General features: G+C 64.9%; 21 protein-coding genes. 1 reads left to right on the plus strand and 20 read right to left on the minus strand.

The features are described from left to right. Positions 1-212: 212 nt before the first annotated feature. From AB0876_RS32930 to AB0876_RS33020, 19 genes are all read right to left on the minus strand, one after another. Positions 213-479, minus strand: coding sequence for a hypothetical protein (locus AB0876_RS32930; protein WP_526044102.1), 267 nt, complete (start codon positions 477-479; stop codon positions 213-215). Positions 480-547: 68 nt separating this feature from the next. Continuing rightward, positions 548-6,028 (minus strand): helicase-like domain-containing protein, encoded by a 5,481-nt coding sequence (locus AB0876_RS32935; RefSeq protein ID WP_526044171.1) that lies wholly within the window; start codon positions 6,026-6,028, stop codon positions 548-550. 14 nt (positions 6,029-6,042) lie between these two features. Next, positions 6,043-6,645: a hypothetical protein gene (locus AB0876_RS32940; protein ID WP_526044103.1), complete on the minus strand. Its 603-nt coding sequence runs from the start codon at positions 6,643-6,645 to the stop codon at positions 6,043-6,045. 197 nt (positions 6,646-6,842) lie between these two features. After that, positions 6,843-7,301: a hypothetical protein gene (locus AB0876_RS32945; protein WP_526044104.1), complete on the minus strand. Its 459-nt coding sequence runs from the start codon at positions 7,299-7,301 to the stop codon at positions 6,843-6,845. A 61-nt stretch (positions 7,302-7,362) separates the two neighbouring features. Continuing rightward, positions 7,363-7,722, minus strand: coding sequence for a hypothetical protein (locus AB0876_RS32950; protein WP_448499618.1), 360 nt, complete (start codon positions 7,720-7,722; stop codon positions 7,363-7,365). Between the two features lie 57 nt (positions 7,723-7,779). Next, entirely contained in the window at positions 7,780-8,118 is a 339-nt protein-coding gene (locus AB0876_RS32955) for a hypothetical protein (protein ID WP_217340846.1), read from the minus strand. Between the two features lie 56 nt (positions 8,119-8,174). Further along, a complete protein-coding gene (locus tag AB0876_RS32960) occupies positions 8,175-9,368 on the minus strand; it encodes a DUF1173 family protein (RefSeq protein ID WP_448499614.1) in 1,194 nt (397 codons plus the stop codon). 44 nt (positions 9,369-9,412) lie between these two features. Then, positions 9,413-9,766, minus strand: a complete 354-nt coding sequence (locus AB0876_RS32965; RefSeq protein WP_526044105.1) for a hypothetical protein — start codon at positions 9,764-9,766, stop codon at positions 9,413-9,415. A 3-nt stretch (positions 9,767-9,769) separates the two neighbouring features. Then, positions 9,770-10,516, minus strand: a complete 747-nt coding sequence (locus AB0876_RS32970) for a DNA methyltransferase (RefSeq protein ID WP_526044106.1) — start codon at positions 10,514-10,516, stop codon at positions 9,770-9,772. A gap of 46 nt (positions 10,517-10,562) precedes the next feature. After that, positions 10,563-10,739, minus strand: a complete 177-nt coding sequence (locus tag AB0876_RS32975; protein ID WP_526044107.1) for a hypothetical protein — start codon at positions 10,737-10,739, stop codon at positions 10,563-10,565. Between the two features lie 46 nt (positions 10,740-10,785). Continuing rightward, complete coding sequence (locus AB0876_RS32980) at positions 10,786-11,298, minus strand: hypothetical protein (protein WP_526044108.1); 513 nt, start codon at positions 11,296-11,298, stop codon at positions 10,786-10,788. 12 nt (positions 11,299-11,310) lie between these two features. Then, positions 11,311-11,793 (minus strand): hypothetical protein, encoded by a 483-nt coding sequence (locus tag AB0876_RS32985; protein WP_526044109.1) that lies wholly within the window; start codon positions 11,791-11,793, stop codon positions 11,311-11,313. Next, positions 11,790-12,893 (minus strand): DNA methyltransferase, encoded by a 1,104-nt coding sequence (locus AB0876_RS32990; protein ID WP_448499602.1) that lies wholly within the window; start codon positions 12,891-12,893, stop codon positions 11,790-11,792. The genes AB0876_RS32985 and AB0876_RS32990 overlap by 4 nt, the downstream gene beginning before the upstream one ends. A 174-nt stretch (positions 12,894-13,067) precedes the next feature. Continuing rightward, the gene (locus tag AB0876_RS32995) at positions 13,068-14,033 is read right to left on the minus strand and encodes an alpha/beta fold hydrolase (RefSeq protein ID WP_526044110.1); all 966 of its coding nucleotides are present in this window, start codon (positions 14,031-14,033) and stop codon (positions 13,068-13,070) included. Then, positions 14,030-14,524 carry a hypothetical protein gene (locus tag AB0876_RS33000; protein ID WP_526044111.1) on the minus strand — a complete coding sequence of 165 codons (495 nt, stop codon included), beginning with the start codon at positions 14,522-14,524 and terminating at the stop codon, positions 14,030-14,032. The genes AB0876_RS32995 and AB0876_RS33000 overlap by 4 nt, the downstream gene beginning before the upstream one ends. Before the next feature lies 1 nt (position 14,525). Further along, entirely contained in the window at positions 14,526-14,891 is a 366-nt protein-coding gene (locus AB0876_RS33005) for a hypothetical protein (RefSeq protein WP_448499598.1), read from the minus strand. Between the two features lie 26 nt (positions 14,892-14,917). Then, positions 14,918-15,172 carry a hypothetical protein gene (locus AB0876_RS33010; protein ID WP_448499596.1) on the minus strand — a complete coding sequence of 85 codons (255 nt, stop codon included), beginning with the start codon at positions 15,170-15,172 and terminating at the stop codon, positions 14,918-14,920. Then, positions 15,153-15,443 carry a hypothetical protein gene (locus AB0876_RS33015; protein WP_448499594.1) on the minus strand — a complete coding sequence of 97 codons (291 nt, stop codon included), beginning with the start codon at positions 15,441-15,443 and terminating at the stop codon, positions 15,153-15,155. The genes AB0876_RS33010 and AB0876_RS33015 overlap by 20 nt, the downstream gene beginning before the upstream one ends. A 76-nt stretch (positions 15,444-15,519) precedes the next feature. After that, positions 15,520-15,963, minus strand: coding sequence for a WhiB family transcriptional regulator (locus tag AB0876_RS33020; protein WP_448499592.1), 444 nt, complete (start codon positions 15,961-15,963; stop codon positions 15,520-15,522). A gap of 430 nt (positions 15,964-16,393) precedes the next feature. Here AB0876_RS33020 and AB0876_RS33025 point away from each other — a divergent pair, with 430 nt between their 5' ends. Beyond that, positions 16,394-16,972, plus strand: coding sequence for a helix-turn-helix domain-containing protein (locus tag AB0876_RS33025; RefSeq protein WP_448499590.1), 579 nt, complete (start codon positions 16,394-16,396; stop codon positions 16,970-16,972). Positions 16,973-16,984: 12 nt separating this feature from the next. On the opposite strand, the gene AB0876_RS33030 is transcribed toward AB0876_RS33025, so the two are convergent. Next, entirely contained in the window at positions 16,985-18,052 is a 1,068-nt protein-coding gene (locus tag AB0876_RS33030; protein ID WP_526044112.1) for a C40 family peptidase, read from the minus strand. Positions 18,053-18,081: the final 29 nt, after the last annotated feature.

Genomic DNA, 18,081 nt, shown 5'->3' on the forward strand with positions numbered 1-18,081 from the left:
GATGCGTAGAGAACACCAATCCTCCCAGCTCAAGGGGCACTTTCCTTATATCGACACCCACCTACACAGGCAATTCATCGGTGGATCGAGGCTAAGGATGCGCGGCGAAGGAAGCTGGCGACGTCGTCAGTGGTCAACGGGGAGCGGTCGGGAACGTCGGGACTAGACATGTGGTGTCCTTCCTGTTGGATGTCGGGTGTTGCCTGCGGGGGTCAGACGTCGAAAAGGGCCAGCTGCACGGGTTTGCCGCGGCGGCGCGGCGATCGTGTCGCTCCCCTGCATTCCTTGTGAGCGATGTGCTCAAGAGCGGCGGTGAGGATGGCTGCGGGGCAGGTGTCGAGTGTGGGGCTATCGGCGATGGTCTGCCGCAGCGCCGGGGGCAGCATCGGCAAGTGGATGTGGCAGATCAGCGTGTCGGTGGGTTCGTCGCATCCGCTCACTCGGCAGGTGGTCGGTCGCTGAGATGCTGGTTGGGACATGGCGGCTTCCTTGTGAGTTGTCGTGCGTCTCAGATCATGTGGTGAGAGCTGGCTGGCGTCGTTGCCGCTTAGAGTTCGTGGCCGAGGCTGGGGTCGTCAGGGCCTCGGTGGTAGTTCTGCAGGGCGATGCGTTCCTGTGCGGCGATGCGGCGGCGTAGGACGTCTGCGCTCGGGTAGCCGGACTCCTCTAGCACTGCTGGGGTGGGGTTGAGCAGCAGGCTCCAGCCCGGTTTGCGGCCCCGCATGGTCATGCGTTGCTCGGCGGCGCGGGCCTTCTCTTTGGCTTCGGGGCTGTCGGCTGCCAGGCGCAGCTCGAGGGTGAGTGCGGCCAGCTCGGCCTTGGCGGCGTCGAGCGATGCGGACTCCTCGAACGGCGCGGGCGGGTTGTCTAGCAGGTCATCGAGCTGGGTTTGGTCGCGTTGCATCTCAGCGCGCAAGTTGGCTTGGTGGGCCGGCAGACCTGTGTAGAGGTTTTCGAGGCGTTTAACGAGACCGCGAGCTTTGGCCGCGCCGGGCTCCCCTGGCGCGGCGGTGGCCAACAGCTCATCGGATTTCACCTCTGTGGAGCGGGACGGCAGGTTGAGTCGAAGGATGAGCATGTCGTGCATGAGCGAGCGGGCGCCCAGGACCTCGATACCGTTCACGGTGATACCGACCGGTTCGAATACTGAGGCGCCCTCTTTGAGGCGGCTGTAGGTGTGTCGGCATGCTGCGGCGACGGCGGCGGCCTGGTTGCCTCGGTCGGTGTAGCTTTTGCCGTCGATGCTCAGCGGCGGTGGAGTGTCGCGGGCGATGAGCTCTTCAGCTGCTTTCACCACGGGGCCGAGACGCTCAATGTTGTTGTGCTGGTTGGGGATGGAGCGTTCGAGTTGGGCTACCTGCCAGTCGCGTTGGCGCACGGTCTGGTTGTGTGAGCGCTCCAAGGCGGTGAGTCGACGCACGTCGTCGTCGAGTTCGACTTGGCGGAGGTAGCGCGGGTCGCCGGTGGCGATCGCCTTGGTTTCGGCGGCGGCCGAACCGATGTCTCCGCCGCTGAGGTCTTCGATTTCCAGGTCAACGACTTCGTTGCGGCGCATTTGTTCGATGAACAGCGATTTGGCTTGGACTTTCTGCCACATGACGGTGTCGTAGGTGCCTTCGGTGACGTAGTTGAAGATGTCCACTTGTTCGTTCTGGTTGCCCTGCCGGATGATCCGGCCTTCGCGTTGTTCGAGATCGCAGGGCCGCCAAGGAACATCGACGTGGTGGAGGGCGGCGGCTCGGGCTTGGACGTTGGTTCCGGTGCCCATCTTCTCTGTGCTTCCGATCAGGACGGACACATCGCCGCGGTTGCATTGGGCGAATAGCGCTTTCAGTTCGCTGGGTTTGCGGGCTTCGTGAATGAAGCGGATGGCCTCGGCGGGCATGCCGCGGGTGATCAGTTCGTCTTTGATGGCCTGATAGATGGTGAACTGGTTGGGGTCTTTGGAGGGCGTGCCGCGGTCGCAGAACACGATTTGCAGAGGCCCGGTGCGCGGCAGCGGGGCGCCGGTGTCCTTGTCGTAGTAGACCCTGTCGGCCAGTGGGGTGTGGACTGCCATGATGCGCTCGGCGACAGCTTCTGCGCGGCTGTGGGCGGGTTTGGGCAGATGGGCGAGGCGGGGGTCCAGCGAGACGTTGCGGCCGTCGTTGGCGATCTTGAGGACGTTGTCGCGGCGCGGATTGCGGGCGTCGAGGTGTTCGGCTCGGTATCCGAGGTCGCTGATGAAGTCGTTGACCTGGATGTCGGGTTGCAGACTGACGATTTGGCGGGCACCGGTGCGTAGCGTGGGCAGCCTAACGGGCACCTGGTCGCGGGTGACGACGTCGGTGTAAGCCGAGGACAGCGCCAGCAGTTCGATGAGGTTGGTGAACTTTCCGACGCGGGTGACCGGCCTGAGTTTGGTGCCGGTGGCGTTGACTTCGACGGTGCTGACGGTGGTGGTGAACGCCGCACCCCAGTCACCGAGGTCTTCCACTCCCGCATCGCGCATGAGGTCGGGTCGCAGATAGCTCTGCATGACCCACAACTCCCCCAGTGAGTTGGCGATCGGGGTTCCGGTGGGCAAGGTGGCCACGCGCTCGACCACCTTGTCTTCGGGGATGCCGGCGGCCAGCGCTTCGTCGCGTCGCCGTTGCCGCAGGATCCGCAATTTGAGGGTGAGATCCTCGGCGCGCTGCGAGGAGGCCGGGCACGACAATTCCTCGATATTGCAGACCCGCTGCTTGTTTTTGAACATGTGGGCTTCGTCGATGAAAAGGTAGTCGCAGCCACTGTTTTCGAATCCGAGACCGTGGTCTTTGCGGTCCTGCGCGGCGAGCCGTTCCATGCGCTCTTGGGTTTGCTTGATGGCCAGCTCAATGCGTTTGATGGTGCGGTCGGAGTCGGCGACCAGCAGTTGGCTGCGCAGCTCGGCGAGTTGTTCTGCGATGTAGTCGGACACGACGGTCGGGTCGACACGGATCGCGGTGAAAGCCGACTGCGGGATGATGACCAGATCCCATTCGCTGGCCGCAGATTGGGCGATGAAGCGGCGGCGTCCCTCGGCGGTGGTGGCTGATGATCCCAGCAAGACTCGAGCTGCGGGGTACCACTGGTTGGCTTCGCGGCCTACCTGCTCCACGATGTGGTTGGGTACCACGATCCAGGGTTGACGGACGAGGCCGAGACGGCGCAGTTCCATGGCTGCCATGAGCATGGTGCCGGTCTTGCCGGCGCCGACGACATGGTCGAGCAGTGTGGCGGGTTCGGCGATGATGCGGGCGACCGCGTCACGCTGATAAGGGTGTGGGGTGAAGTGATCAGACAGGCCGGGCAGGCGCAGTTTGGATCCGTCATAGCGCGGGGCGCGCAGTGAGTTGAATCGCTGGTTGTATTCGGCGACAAGGACTTCGGTGCGTTGCGGGTCGCTGAAGATCCAGCGACGGAACTCCTCGGTGATCTTCTCGCACTTGCCTTGCGCGGCGAAGGTGCCTTCGGTGTCGAGGGCACCTTCTTCGGTGTAGAGGACGACGCTGCGGCTGTTGCAGATGGCGTCGAGCAGGCTGACCGCGTCGCAGCGATCACGGTTCAGGCCCCAGGTTTCGGTCATGAGCCGGCCGTGTCGCTTGTACTTAGCGATGTCGATGGTCCAGCGTCCGCCGAGGTGTTCGGCGATGACGTCGGTGACGCCGAAGGTTTCCTCGGCGAACTGGGCGAGGTAGCGCGCGTCGACCCAGGGTGCGCCTGGGCGCACCGTGATTTCCTCGGCGGTGCGGTCTGGCGGGATCAGCTCGCGCAGTTTTTCGGCATAGCGCGCGTAGACGGGGTTGGTTTCGGCCGCCAGTGCTGCTTCGGTGTGTTTGCGGCGGACGTTGCCCGACAAGGCGGTTGAGGCCGGGACCAGCTCGTCGGGGTCGTCGAGGCTGGGATAGACCAGGCCGTCGATGAGGTCGCGAGCATCGGAGACAGGTACTTCCAGCAGGCCGGCGATGTAGTCGAGGTCGATGCGTAGGTTGCGATCCAGGCTCATCGCCACGGCATCTTCAGGGGTGTCGGCGTGTAGACGTTCCGGGGCCGGTGTGAGTTGATCGGTGGAGAAGATGGGTGCCTTGCTGGCTTTCTCGGTGTCTTCGTCGAATTCCTCCAGCGAGGAGAGCACCGCCCAGCCGGGATCGTGGCGGATACCACCGTCGAGGTGGCTGCGTTTGCGGTAGGGGGCGGGAGCTTCCCAGGCCGCTTCGTCCCATTGGACGAGCAGTTCGTCGGGGACGGGACCGCGATACGGTACGCCGGGTTGCCCTTCTTTTTCTCGCCACCGCTTTTCGAGTGCGACAACTTTGTCGTCGTGGCGTTGTTGAGTGATTTCTTTGGGATAGACCCAGGTGAATCGGTTGATCGGTCCGTGTTTGCTGACGTAGCGGTCGTAGAGGGTGTTCAGGTGTGCGCGCAGTTGGTCGCGTTCGGTGTGGGGCCGGCCCTGGCTCTGGGCGAGCATGAGGCTGGTGGCCACGTCACGAAGGGTGATCAGCTCGCGGGTTTCGGCCATCCGCGATTTCGGGGTGTTGTTGGGCGCCCAACGGTCGTCGCGGGTGCGGTACTCGATGCCTTTGGTTTCGGGGTTGTAGCGCAACGTATACGGCGGGGTGTTCTCGCCGCGGTCGGCGGCAGTGATCAGTCCAGGGTCGAAGGTGTCGGGCGAGACGACGGTGAGGTCCTCGGCGCGGGCGGTGAGCCCGTATCCGCGGTCCACGGCCCGGTCGACGATGTCGGCGAGCGTGTCCCCGAGTTGTTCGGCCAGGACGGCGCCGGTGGACCCGTCAACGGTCAGGGTGGGTGCGCCGTTGAGTCCTCGTCCCAGCTCCATGGCACCCAGGACGCGGTCTGGGTGGGTGGCGAAGTAGGAGTTGACGAACGTGTCGGTGGGTTGGCCGTCCTCGTCGAGCATGGCTGCGGTGGTGGTGACCCATTCGGGCAGTTGCGCGGGCGCGGGTTGTTCGGGATCGCGGCGGCGCAGGATCAGCAGGTCGGTGACGACGTCAGTGCCGGCGACGCGGCTGAATGCTTTCGACGGCAGCCGGACTGCGCCGACGAGGTCGGCGCGCTCGGCGATGGCGCGGCGGGCGGTGTCTTTGGCGGCGTCGAGAGTGTAGCGGGAGGTCAGGACGGCGACGTAGCCGCCGGGGGCGGTCAAGGCCAGGGCCTTGACGATGAAGTGATTGTGGATCGACAGGCGTAGCGGGTTGTGGCTGGGGTCAGTGATGGCGTATTTGCCGAAGGGCACGTTGCCGATGGTCAGGGCGAAGGAGTTCTCCGGGACCCGGGTGGCTTCGAATCCCTGGTGGCGGATTTGGGCCGAGGGGTAGAGGTGCGAGGCGATCGCGGCCGTGATCGCATCGTTCTCGACACCCACCATGACCGCGTTCTCGGGAGCGTGGTTGATGAATGTTCCGCTACCGCAGCCGGGTTCAAGTACGCGGCCGCCACTGAACCCGGCCTGGGTCATGGCCTGCCAGATGGTCGCGGCCACAGCGGGATCGGTGTAGTGGGCGTTGAGGATTGAGGCCTCGGCCTGGCGGTACTGGATGTCGGTGAGCAGTTCGCGCAGGCGTTGCCGCTCGTTGGCGAAGGTCTCGTTGCGAGGGTCGAATACGGCGGGGACCGCGCCCCATCCTGACCAGGCCGCCAGCACAGATTGTTCTTCGGCGGTGGCGGGCCGCTGCGCGGTCTGCAGGACCTCGAGGAGTTCGATGGCCGCGATGTTGGCGCGCGCGCGGGCTTTGGCGCCCGTGGGGACTCGGGTGTCGGTGCTGGGCGGGAAGTCAGTGGCGGTGCGGTAGGTATCGGGTGCAGCAACAGGTGCGGGGGGTGCCTGGGCCTCGGCGTCATCGACGGTGCCTGAGACCGATGTGCTGGTGGCCGTCGTGTCGGCGGCGGGGACGACGGGGGCCGCAGTGGGGGCCTCTACGGGTTTGGTGACCGGTGGAAGTGCCTGACCGCCAGGGTCGATGTCGCGGGGATCGGTGGGTTGATCGACGATTTCGTCGAACAGTGACGGTTGTGCGGTTACCTTTCGGGCAGACCGTCGTGGCGCAGATCGGCGAGGATCAGCGGGGCCAGTGTCGCGGCCAGCGGGTCCTCGCGATGGCTGGGCAGCGGCAGGTGTTCCTCGGCGCGGGCCGCCAGCAGGTAGCCCGCCTTGATCCGAAAGACCGCCGAGAAGTCCGGGGCCGGCCACACTTCCGCGACCAGGTCCTCGATCTGCTCGCTCGGCTCGAGGCGCAAGGCGCTGTGCGTCCATCGCTGCTGCCACGGCACCTGGAGGCGATCCGGCGGTGTCGTCTGCGACGTCAGCGGCTCGCTCGACTCGTCGTCCTGCGGGATCTTCTCGTAGAGCTCCTGGCTGAGCACGATCTCCATGGCCTGTGCTCGTGTCGTGTTGAGTAGGCCCACCTTGGTCAGATAGTCCGGGTGCTGGCTGTGCTCGGTCTGCCACTGGCGCACTGCCTGCTCGCCCATCTGCGCTGCCAACTCCCCCACCTGGCGACTGATCCGCGCCGCTTCGGACTCCAGGAACCGGTCCCGCTGCTGCGGGGTCCACTGGGGCGGCAACGTCAGGTGCTGGTCGTAGACGTTGTCCACGATCTCGCGTATCTCCGGGCTGGTCACCGCTGCCTTCCCCGTCGAGGATGCTGAACAGATCCGACTGGTTAGGATCTGATGCGCGCTTGCCTGCCATATTGTCCTCTCCTGGGTGGTGGTGTCGGGATCTGGGTAGCCGAGGGCAGTGAGAAAGTGCCGCCAGTTGCGTTCAGCGATGGCTTTGCGGCGGGCGCGGGCGGCCGCCGCCCGAGACTGCTGAGGTGTCACCAGGGCGTCCGGACGGATCCGGTCGGATGTGTCGCGCGGACCATGACTCTGGTGACACTTCGGCGCTGTCGTGTGTCCATGCACCGCAGTCGAGCAAGTGCGGTGCGCATCGGTTCGCCGGTTCGGCGCTGGCTGCATGCACTTTGGGCCTCGTCCCAGGCGGCGGCGTCGCGATCGGCGCCGTGAAGCGTTGCGCTGGTGGTGTGCACCCAGTGCGTCCCGTGGCCGCCGCCGGCCGCCGAGGCGGCCAGGATGAGGCTGGCCAGCGGCTCCAGAGCGATGGAGCACCACAGCCTGCTGCCCGGATCGGAGATGGTTGTGCGGGTGAGCAGTTGGTCTGCCAGGCGGATCGCGTCAGCGGGGGCAGCGATGCGCGAGAGTGGGTCGCGGCGCAGGACGAGCAGCAGCCGTCGGCAGGTCGTGCGAGGCGCCATGGTGAGGGTGTCGGCATTCATCGGTCGTGCTTCCTTCCTGGGTGGTGGATGCGGCGCAGGGTCAACGCCGGTGGTGGGTTCGCTACATTTGCGCCGCTGTACGCGATGTGCTGTCGTCACGGCCGCAGTCGTCGACCCGGGCCAAGTGCAGGTCCAGAGCAGCTGCGATCAGGGCGCCCGCTTTTGCGAGATCACTGATCGGTTCGCCAACGGGTTGGAAGGTCTCTTGGTCGAAAGGCCACAGGGTGGGCGAGGTGTACATGTATGCCGCGGCGGCGGCCACCAAGCTGGTAGCGGTGCGCACTTCACCGAGGTCCTGCGGTGAGTGTGTTGCGACGTTGCAGATGAAGAGCTGCTCGGCAGCGATGAGCTCGACGGCGCTCGGGTGCGCTGCGATGTTGGTGGTGTCGGTGATCATCTGGGGTCTCACGTTGGTCTGCATGATTTCTCCTGTGTTTCGCCCACGATTCGTTGTTGTGTTCTGTTGAGGGGCAGCCGATTACCTGTAGATCAGTGATATTGGGAACGCGCCGGGCGTGCTTTCTTCGACGGTGTCGCCGGTGTCGGTGTCGATCCAGAAGCGCCACTCCGGCTTTGGCGCGATCAAGACCGCCCATCGGTGGTGTACGTCGTCGGCGGTGAGCTGGGCATCCTCGGCGTCCCGCCCGTACAGCTGGATGTCGAATTCGTTTGCCTGTCTGGCGAATTCTTCATCCCTGTCGTGTCCGTAGGTGTAAAGCATGTCGCCGTATTCGTGCTCGATGAACATGTAGCGATGCTCGGCGTCGTACTGCGTGTCGAAGTCCTCGGCGGTCAGGGGCGGGTGAACTGCGGTCATGGTGTTTTCTCCTGTGGTGGTTGAGTACCGATATGAGGTCGCGAAATGTTGGCGGGTTAGAGCGTTGGTGAGGGCAGATCCGGCATGTCTTCGTCGGTGCGCCAGTTCCATATCGGCAAGCCGGCTATCGAGTCGTCGCCATCGGCTTCACCGGTGGGACGGTCGATGAAGGCGGCGACGGCCGGAGTGGTGTCGGTGAGTATCAGTGAGGCCATGGCCGTTGCGCTGCCGTTGTAGGACAGCACTTTCCGGAATGAGCGCTCCTGCTCGATGGCGGCGTTGAGTAGGGTGCGGTCGGCATCGCCGGTGAACGGGATCCAGTTGTGATCGGTGGTGATCAACGACAGTTGTTCGACGTTGGCGTATCCGGCGCGCGACACTGAGAATGTGCAGATTGCTAGCAGTCGCACCTCGCCTGCTTCGGCCATCTGCCAGTGTTCGAGTTCGGTGGCGAATCGTTTGGTGAGCTTGCGGTGCAGGTCCTCATCGAGAAACCAGGGGTGCCCGGGCTGGTGCCGGATCTGCATCTTGTATCCATGGTTGGCGGGCTCGATTGCCTTGATTTCACCTATCCCGATGAGCAATTTGGCGGTCTTTCCGGGCTGACGTCGGGCCGGAGCCCATGCCTTGATCCGGCGCTGCTCGATCTCGGTCTTGCGTGCGGCCGAGAACGGCTCGGGGACGAACAGGGATGGGGCGAGGGGGTTCTTTCGGACGAGTTTGCCGTCCACGGCTGCCCGCAGGCGTTGGTGAACGACGGCCCAGGAGCGGTGGCCGGTGAAAGCGGCGTGCCAGGTGGTCAGTTCTGCTTCGTCCCACAAGTAGTGCAGCACAGCAAGCAGCGAGAGCTTGTTGCCGTCGCTTTGGACGGTGTCTGACGGTGAATGGGACGGTTCAGGGGCAGAACGGTTGCCCGCCTTGGACAGCGAGAAGCCCAGCCGCAGGGCTGTTGTGCCGTCGGCGGGGTTGTCCACGATTGATTGGTCGGCAACGGCGCCGTAACCGGAGAGTTCGTCGGGAGGCAGCCACGACCGGCACCGATGGTCATGGGCGGCGGCGGTTCCGGGCATGCGTTTGACGATGAGGTCGTGCCCGGCGGCCGCGATGTACATTTCGACCCCTGGGGGCCGGCAGAGGCACAGAGGTCGGTGCCGGGCGGCTTTCGCTCGGCTAAGTGCCTGTTGGGCGTCCGGGGTGTGGACATCGTCGACGACGTCGCCGTCGACGAAGAACGGGGTCGGTATCGCCATCGGTTCTGTCCTCCGTTTCGAATGGGACTGCTAAGTCGCCAAACTCATGCGCGACGCAGCTCGTCGTGGTCGGTTGGTTCTTGCGCGGCGTGGTCGCGAAAATAGGTAGCGACGTCGGTCCGCGCGGTGTTGTCCTCAATACCGGCCAGCGACAACAGCAGCCCGCGGCGCAGGTCGGCGGGGAGGCGATCCCAGCACATGTCGCACGGATGGTCGGCATTGTTGACTGTCCGTCCGCAGCCCCCAGGGCACGGTGGGGCGGTCTTTTCCTGCCGGGCCGCGAAGGCGGCCTGGTCAGAATTGGGCACTCTGACGAAGCGCCAGCGGCTAGTCCAGCGGATCGGATGTCCGCAGATCCGGCAGGGCGAAGTATCGGGGACCACGGCGGTGACAGGCATCGATCAGACCTCCTGAGGGTGAACGTCGGTGTTGGATAACGATGTTGGTGTTCCGGCAAGATCTGGGCAGTCCAGCTGCAGGCACATTTGGTCGAGTCGCCGGGCTGCGGATTCGCAGTGGCGTTCATCGAGCTCGACGCCGATCGCGTGGCGGCCAAGGTTGCGCGCCGCTACCAGGGTTGTTCCGGAGCCGGCGAACGGGTCGGCGACGACTCCAGGCGGGGCCACCAGCAGGAGCTGCTCGAGCAGATCGAGGGGCTTGGCATGGGGATGGCCATAGCGGTAGGCCGGCGAGGACGGACCGGCTACCCACGACCGGCTCGTCAGCACGCTGGTGCGGCCGCCGACCGCGGCGGGCCAGGGCCCGGTGAGGTAGATGGCCTCGACGTCGCGACGGAATCCGCCTCGGGCGCCGCGTATTCCCGCGTCGGCCGCTTTGGCGTAAATGAGGCACTGAACCGCGTTGCGCGGCTGCGCCACCAGCAGGTCGCCGAACACGATGCCCGGCCGGGGCCCCCACGCTGTCAACGCTGAATCGCGTGTGCTGGTGTCGCCGTCCCCGGCGATCCCACCGTGGCATCGGCCTCGCCTGCCATGCCCATCGGCGTTGGTCAGTCCGCTTCCGGAGCGCCAACGCCTCCCGTAGGGGGGATCGGTGACCATTAGGTCGGCGGTGAGCCACTCGGCGAATTCCTGTGCGTCACCGTGATACAGGGTGACGTAGTCGTCGCGGTAGTACGGCTCAGCCATGGCCGTGCTCAGCTATCGCCGCGCGCGCTTCCTCGACATTCACTTGCTATTCCACCTCTACGCCGAGCTGAACGTTGGGCCACTCGCGCAGCCCTCGCCAGTCGGAATCGTCCTTGCTCGATTCCACGACGACGGCGCCGAAACCTGCTTGTGCGGCCGCGGCGATGGCGTTGGCGATCGCTGCGGTCTTGCCTTTGGGGGTCTGGCCTGTGGTGTCGGTCATTGCGATCCTTTCGGTCTGTAGTGGTGATTCGGATGCTGTGCGTGTGTCAACGTCGCGTCCGGGGCAACCACGGGGCTATCGCCGCGTGCATCGTGTGGATGACGGAGTTGCGCTGGCGTGGCGGGAGCTCGGCGATCGAGCACAGCTGCCCCGGGAGGGCTGCGCCGGCGGCTTGGTCCCAGATTTCGGCGGCCTGGCGCCAACCTGGCACCGTTGTGGGCGCCTCGGCATTGACCAGTGCGTGCCACGCCCAGTCGATACCGGAACCCGCGCCGTGCTGAGTCGATGCGGCGTAGAGCAGCTCAGCCAGAGGCCTGATGGCGATGCTGGCCCACACGGCGGTGTTGGTGTCGTGGCGCGCCAGCGGATCCAGGAGCGTGTGTGCGATGTGGATGGCGTCGTGGGGTGATCGGATCGCCGCGGTGGGATCGTCTCCGAGCTGACGGAGAACATTCTGGCGGCTCAGCTCGTTCCGCAGCTGGCCCAGGTGAATGCGTACCGCTCCAAGCAGGTTGCGTCCGTGTGCGAGCCTGGCCTTAGAGGCCCTGGCGGTGGTCACTATCATTGGTTCTCAGTCCCTTTCGTTGTCGATGGCGTCGAGTTCTTCGATCAGGTCGTTGTTGATGTCGTGTTGCACGGCGGGCATGAATTGGCCGAGGATGACGCTGCGGTTGAGGTGTTGGGTTCCGGCGAGCAGTCGGCGGCGGGCATTGTGGTCGTCGGCTGCGCCGGCGCCGCCGACGATCGTGCGTGCCCGGTCACACAGTTCGGCGGCGATCGCCCACATCGCTTCAACGTTGGCAGTTGGGCTGCATTCGCTTTCGTGACCGATGTCGGCTTTTAGGATGTCGAACCGGGCCGGGTCGGCCTGGAGGGCTTCGAGCAGCAGGTGCGCGTAGAGATCGCGGAAAGCCTCAGGGCGTGAAACCATGTGCGGCTCCATCGCCGAGCCGACGTTCAGCTGTGCTGGCCCCGGGGTCTCCTCGTACAGGCTGGCGTTGAGGGCGTAGATCCACACCGTGGTCAGGTCTTTGTTGCTGGTCGGCAGGGTCATGATGCCTCCTCCCCCAGTTCGTCAAGCAGGGTCCGCGGGGCGATGGTCTGGTCGCCGCTCGACGAGGAAACAGGTGTGTTGGCAGGTTTGGCGTCGTCGTGGAAGTCCAGGGCAGCGTCGCGTAGGCGGGTGCGCAGCGCGAGATCGAGATAGTCGGCTTTGATGTCGATACCGATGTAGCGGCGGCCGCCCCGTAGAGCGGCGAGCCCAGTGGTTGCTACCCCGTTGCAGGGGTCCAGTACAGTACCGCCGGGTTTGCAGCCGGCCATCACGCACCTTTGAGCCAATGTCGTTGGCATGACGGCGAAGTGGGCGTGAGGAAAGGACGTGGTGTTGATGGACCAGACGTCGCCTGGATTACGGCCCTTCGGATGGCCGTCCACATCGCTAGTCTGCCGCGCGGCGGTGGGCCAGCCCTGGCGTGATTGTCCCGCTGGCCGCGGTGTCGTATCGATCGGTCGACCGTTGGGTCGCCGTTGAGGCCGCATGGCTTGCGGTTCGCGGATGGCATCGAGGTCAAACCAGTAGCGGGGCGACTTGGTGAGCAGGAACAGGTATTCGTGTCGTGAGGACGGTCGGTCGGTGACGCTTTCGGGTTTGGCGTTGGGTTTTTCCCAGACAATGTCGCGGCGCAGGATCCAGCCGTCGTCTTGAAGCGCGAACGCGACCCTCCATGGGATGCCGAGGAGCTGCTTTCGGCCGAGCGTGGCGGTGGTGTTGGTGCGTCGCGGCATGACGTGGGGGCGGCTGCGCCCTGATGTCGGTCCTGCTGAGGCGTCAGCGCGGGCGCTGTAGGTATCGCCGAGGTTGAGCCACAGAGTGCCGTCGTCCGTGAGAACGCGTCGCAGCTCGGTGAACAGGTCTCGCAGGTTGCTGACGTAGTCGGCTGGGGTGGGCTCCAGGCCGTATTGTCCGTCGCTGCCGTAGTCGCGAAGGTTGTAGTAGGGCGGACTGCTGACGATGCAATCGGCTGAGCCACTTGGTAATTGACGTGCCACGTCTAGCGCTTTGCCGTGGTAGAGCGTGACCTGCTCATCGCAGAAATAGGGAGTCAGCGGCGGCAGGCTGTTGGTGGGGCCGTCACCGTGGATGTGAGTCATCGGATCACCATGCGGTCCGGTGCATGTGGCGGCGGCGACGTGTTGTGAGTAGCAGCGCGAGGTTGTCTGCGACTGGGGCTTGTGGTGCGGGCTCAGTCGGTCGGGACTTGAGGGGTCGGGTGCCGTTGCAGGCGGTGGTGGTGGTCATGGTGGGTTCCCTTTCACCGATGCACGTCACGCTGACGTGGCGATGTCGTTGAGCGCGGCGGGGTTCGGCGTCTGTGCGTCGGGCTCGGGGTTGTCGATGGTGCGCAGGATGGCGTCGCCGACGATGGAGGCGGCTTCCTGCAGCAGCATGTGTCCGGCCTCGGGCAGGTGGATGTGGGTGGCACCGACGATGGCTGCGGCGATTTCTTCGGAGTGCGCCGGTGGTGTGAGGAGGTCTGCTCCCCCGCTGATCACGGTGGTGGCCGCGGAGATGGTTGGCAGCACGTGACGTTGGTCGAAGGTCTTGAGGGAGTGCAGGAATCCCAGTGCTGTGGACATGGGGGTCGACCGAAATGCTTGGCTCAATGATGCGGAGGTGGTCTTGTCGTGGGTGACAAGCTCGCACGCCGGGCGTGCGAGGCTGCGCATGATTCGTTCGCTGAGTATGTGCGGCACCTGCTGGGCGAGAGCCATGGCGGTGTCGATACCGGGCAGGGTCAGGAGTCGGGCCAGGCCGTGCTCGGTGAGGTTGCCGGCCGCGGTGGCGACGAGGACGAGTCCGTCGGGTTGCACGGGTTGCTGGTCGATGGGCCGTGCGAGGTAGCTCAGCGCAGCCATTCCGCCCATGCTGTGACCTGCGAGGGTGAGGGGGCCGCTGACTTGTAGAGCGGTCAGGACTTCGGCGAGGTCCTGCGCGAGCCGCTGGGGTGTGTAGGTGTGCAGCGGTGCGCCGTCGGATCGCCCGTGGCCGCGATTGTCGTACTGGATGACTCTGATGCCGGGGCGGCGAAACCGCTGCGCTGGGCGGTACCAGGATTGGCGCGTCAGACACAAGCCGTGCAGGGCAACGACGGTGTGGGTGACGGGCGAGGTTGTGCACAGGTCCGACACGCTGAGGGCGACACCGTCGCTGGTGATCACGGTGCGGCGTTGCGGCGGCTGGCGGGTAGGTGTGGCCGCGTCGCCGAGCGCCGGCGCTGTGAGAGGGCTCATGGGTGTGCCTCGCTTCCGTTTTCGCCGCAGCCCCCGGCGCCGAATTGGCGCCAGGGCACAAACCGGACCAGGCCGAGCGCTGCGCCCGGGCACCAAAAGCCCCATTCCCGCACCCTCGGACCGGTGATGATGATTGAGACACAGGGAATTTCGTGTCCTGCGCTGTCGCGAAGTAGACGCACACTGTGGCGGTGAGTAGCGCGGCGAACCACCAGACTCCCCCGCCGTCTGGCGACGGTGCGTGTCGGCTCGACTTCGTCGTAAGCACCGCGGATCAGCAGCGACACGAAGCCCCAGGGATGGTCATGGAAGGTCGGGTCGTCTGATCCGATGAACTTGTGTAAGTAGATGTTGCAGAGCCGGTTCCGGGGAATGGCATACCAACGCTGCAGATAGGTCGCGCCGTGGTTGGTGATGACCTGGTGAGGCTGGCCGCTGAGCAGGACTCGAAGCCATCCACCTTGGCGAGGCACACTAAGCGTCGCGCTCATGTCAGCCTCGCAGCGTTCCTACGAGCTCGACGGCGACCATCGGTGATGCGGCTACCGGATGATCCAACGTCACGATGGTGTCGACCAGAACGATCATGACCAGCGCCAGGACGAGTCCCATGATGATTCCGACCACGAACCAGAAGGCGGTGTTCCGCGTCCACGAGGCAGCCGAGGCCGCTTTCAGCGCGGCCATCGCGGATTCGTGAGCGCTGTCGGCGCTGATGCCGGCCGCGTCGGCATGGATACTGGCCGTGTCGGCGCAGATCCGGGCCACGGTGTCGGGATGTGCGCTGCCATTGACCGTCTCCCGAGCGAAGTCGCCGGTGAGGTCGATGTCGTCATCGCTGCCGTGCAGTGTGCTCATTGACTGGCCTTTCGTGGCATGGGCGGTTAACGTGCGAAGTTGTCGGGCGGCGCGTCGTTCTGATGCAGTGCGGCAGGAAGCGGCAGGCCGGCGCAGGTACCTACGGCAGCGGTGGAGGGTTGGGCGCTGACCGATCCGGGCCCCCGCAGGCCGACGCAGGACAATGTGAGCCCAGCAATGACCAGCGCCGCGTAGAGGATGCCGATGACCACGGCGGCGGTGTGATTGGCGCCGGGTGGGCTGGCGTTCGTGGTGCTTGAGTCAGTGATGATGGTGGGCACGGAAGGCTCCTTCACATCCGGTGGACGTGATGTCAGCAGTCGCCGGGCTGTTGAATGCCCGTTCGAGGTCGTCGATCTCGGCGTCGTCGTCACTGGGAGCGGCCGACCACGTGACCACGCGACCGACAGCGACGTGGCGAACAACTTTGTCGCTGTGCACAAGTCGGCACAGCGCGCGGTAGATGCGTTCCTGCGTCGGTGGGTACGAGCGCTGGGCGCCTGGCGCCAGTGGCTGCTGGGGCGCGTTGGTCCGCAGCTCCGTGGTGCTCATCGGCCGACCGGCTGAGCGGAGCTGGGCAAGAAGGTCATCGCGCAGAATGGCGTTGACTTTGCGGTCAAAGGTATGGTCAGGCACTGTATTTCACCTGACTCGGGCTGTGTTGAACCTCAGGTGTGAGTGGATTCCTGGACGGCATGCTTGCTGCCAGGGCATCAATCGAGATGGTGAAGCCCATCCGACGCTGGTGCTCTCGTGCTGTGAATTCCTGTGCGGCGACAATCCCCAGGCGGTCGCGGGCCTCGATCAAGCGTTGAGGCTCGAACTGTCGTCCCGGCAGGTACACCCCCGCCCAGACGCCGTCGGTGGCGCCGAAATCCAGGGCGTTGCGAGCGCATTGGGTTTGCGCTGGGCAGTTGAAGCAGATCCGGACTCTTTGAGCGATGTGGACCTTGTGAACGGCGAACCAGTCGTCGGGATCGTCGTGGCGGCACAGGCCAACCTCGTGCGGTGAGCATTCACGCGGCGACTGCACGTCGGTGTGGGTGTCAACGTGCGTGTCGGGTGTCTCCATGTCAACTCCTCAACTCAGATCGTGATGATTGACTTAACTCATGTCTATCACAACCATAGTTGATTTTCTACACATCATGTTGACTACATTCGATCAACTGGTTTGACCGGGTCGGATCCACCCGTGAGCGGGTCCAGAACCGACAGGTGTGCCACGCCACCAGCTGTCGCTGAGCAGTGCAATCGTCGAATCACCGTGTAGGTACTGGCGGGAATGTCGGACGTGGTCTGCGGCATGGCCGAGGCTGCAGGGGCTCACACCGCATCGCGGCGGGCGCAGTTGCACCCGGAAAGACTCAACTGCGGTCAGGTTAAGTCTGTACTGCTCAAGCGTCGGGTTTGCCCATCTTTGGTCACGGAAGTTCTATAATCTGATGTCACGTGTGTGCACAACGGTGATGAATGCCAAGGGGAAGGGCGGGTAGAAACCTATGGGTCGATCGGACTCCCCCGTCGATCCTGACATCGCGCGGGTCGGGCGAGCCGTCACAGCTCGCCGCCTAGAACAGGGCATGGAGACCCAGAAAGACCTCGCCGCCCGGGCGGGTGTGGCCCTGAACACCGCGGCGTTTCTGGAGCGCGGGAGAACCTTCCCCCGGCAGGCCAACGCTCGCAAGATTGAGCTCGCTCTGGAGTGGCCCCCGGGGACACTCGAGTCGCTTCTGCGCGAGCAGGATGAGCGAGATCGCCCGCAACCGGAGGCTGCGGCTGCGCCCACGGTCGCTGCGGGTCCACCGCGGGTCAGTACGAGCACCAACAGTCACACGCTCGCCATCGCGCGCGCGGTGGTGGCCGTGGCTACTACCGCGATGGACAGTCTGCTGCGCCACGCGGATGACGATCCCGCGGCGCATCGCGCACTCGAAGAACTCGACCATCACCTGCTGGCGTTGGAAACGGTCATCGCGGCCAGCCTTCCCCATGCCGGCGGTGCGTTCGATGAAACCCAAGAGGCTGTCACAGATGTCCATCGACAGCGGGAAGCTTTGAAGGCCGATCGCCGCACCTGATGAAGGTGACTTTTATGCTGCAACGGGCCGACGCGCTACGTACGCAGCAGGCATCGGCGAGACTTTTACCACGTCGCCCGTTTGGGGTGCATGCACAACCTCGGTCGGGCTGATCGCCATCATCACGTGGCCTGGGCCTTCTGCATCCCAGGTGTAGCCGGGCCCCTTCGGGAAGATCAGATCCCCGGCCTGCACCTGACCTGGTGGAACCCCGACTCCCTGGGTGACTTGGGTGTAGGTATTCGGGCCGAGGGTTACACCGGCCTGTCGCCAGGCCCACTGTGTAAGACCAGAGCAGTCAAAGTTGTTGGGGCCCTTTGCTCCCCAGACATAGGCCGTGCCGCGCTTGCTCAATGCTGACTTCACCGCGGTCTGGGCCAATGGTCCGCCACCGACCGTTGTGGCTGGCGCGAGAGGCCCAGTCAACATGCGGTTGTTGGGTCGGGTGAAGGCGGACAGGTTGGGGATCAGACCCGACCCGCCGAGGCTGGACAGGCCCCCTCCCCCACCACCACCGCCCATCATCGGCAACCCGGTCGGCATGCCCATCCCGGGCATGCCTCCACCACCCATCCCCCGCGCCGGCATCCCATAACCACCACTGGAATTCCGAATCGCATTCGCCAGCAACGCATTGCGCTGCTCGGAAACACGCAGCAAATCCTTCGCACGATCCAACTGCGATCGCAAATGCTCCACCATCTGCGTCTTACCAGCAGGCGTATCCGTACTAGGCGCGATCGCCGTCACCCCACGACGGGTGTCATCAACCACCCCATCCATACCGGAGCGGCCAGACTGCGAGTTACGCGCGGCACCATCAAACCCCGACGCCGTCCCCCGATCAGCACCAATCACATTGTCCAACGCCGCAACACGACCACCAGACTGCGCATGCTGCGTCGAAGAACTCGCACCACCCCAACCCTTAAGCACATCACCGGCCTGAGCCAAACCATCCCGGCCAACACCAAGCCCCGTTGTCGAGGACCAACCACCCGACACCGCCGCCGGCCCATACAACCCACGCGCATCACCGAGCACCTGCCCAGCCTCAGCAACCAGCGCATCCAGCGACATGCCCCGCAGTATCACCCACACCACCACCC

Source organism: Mycobacterium sp. NPDC049093 (genome assembly GCF_040704635.1).
Classification (GTDB): domain Bacteria; phylum Actinomycetota; class Actinomycetes; order Mycobacteriales; family Mycobacteriaceae; genus Mycobacterium.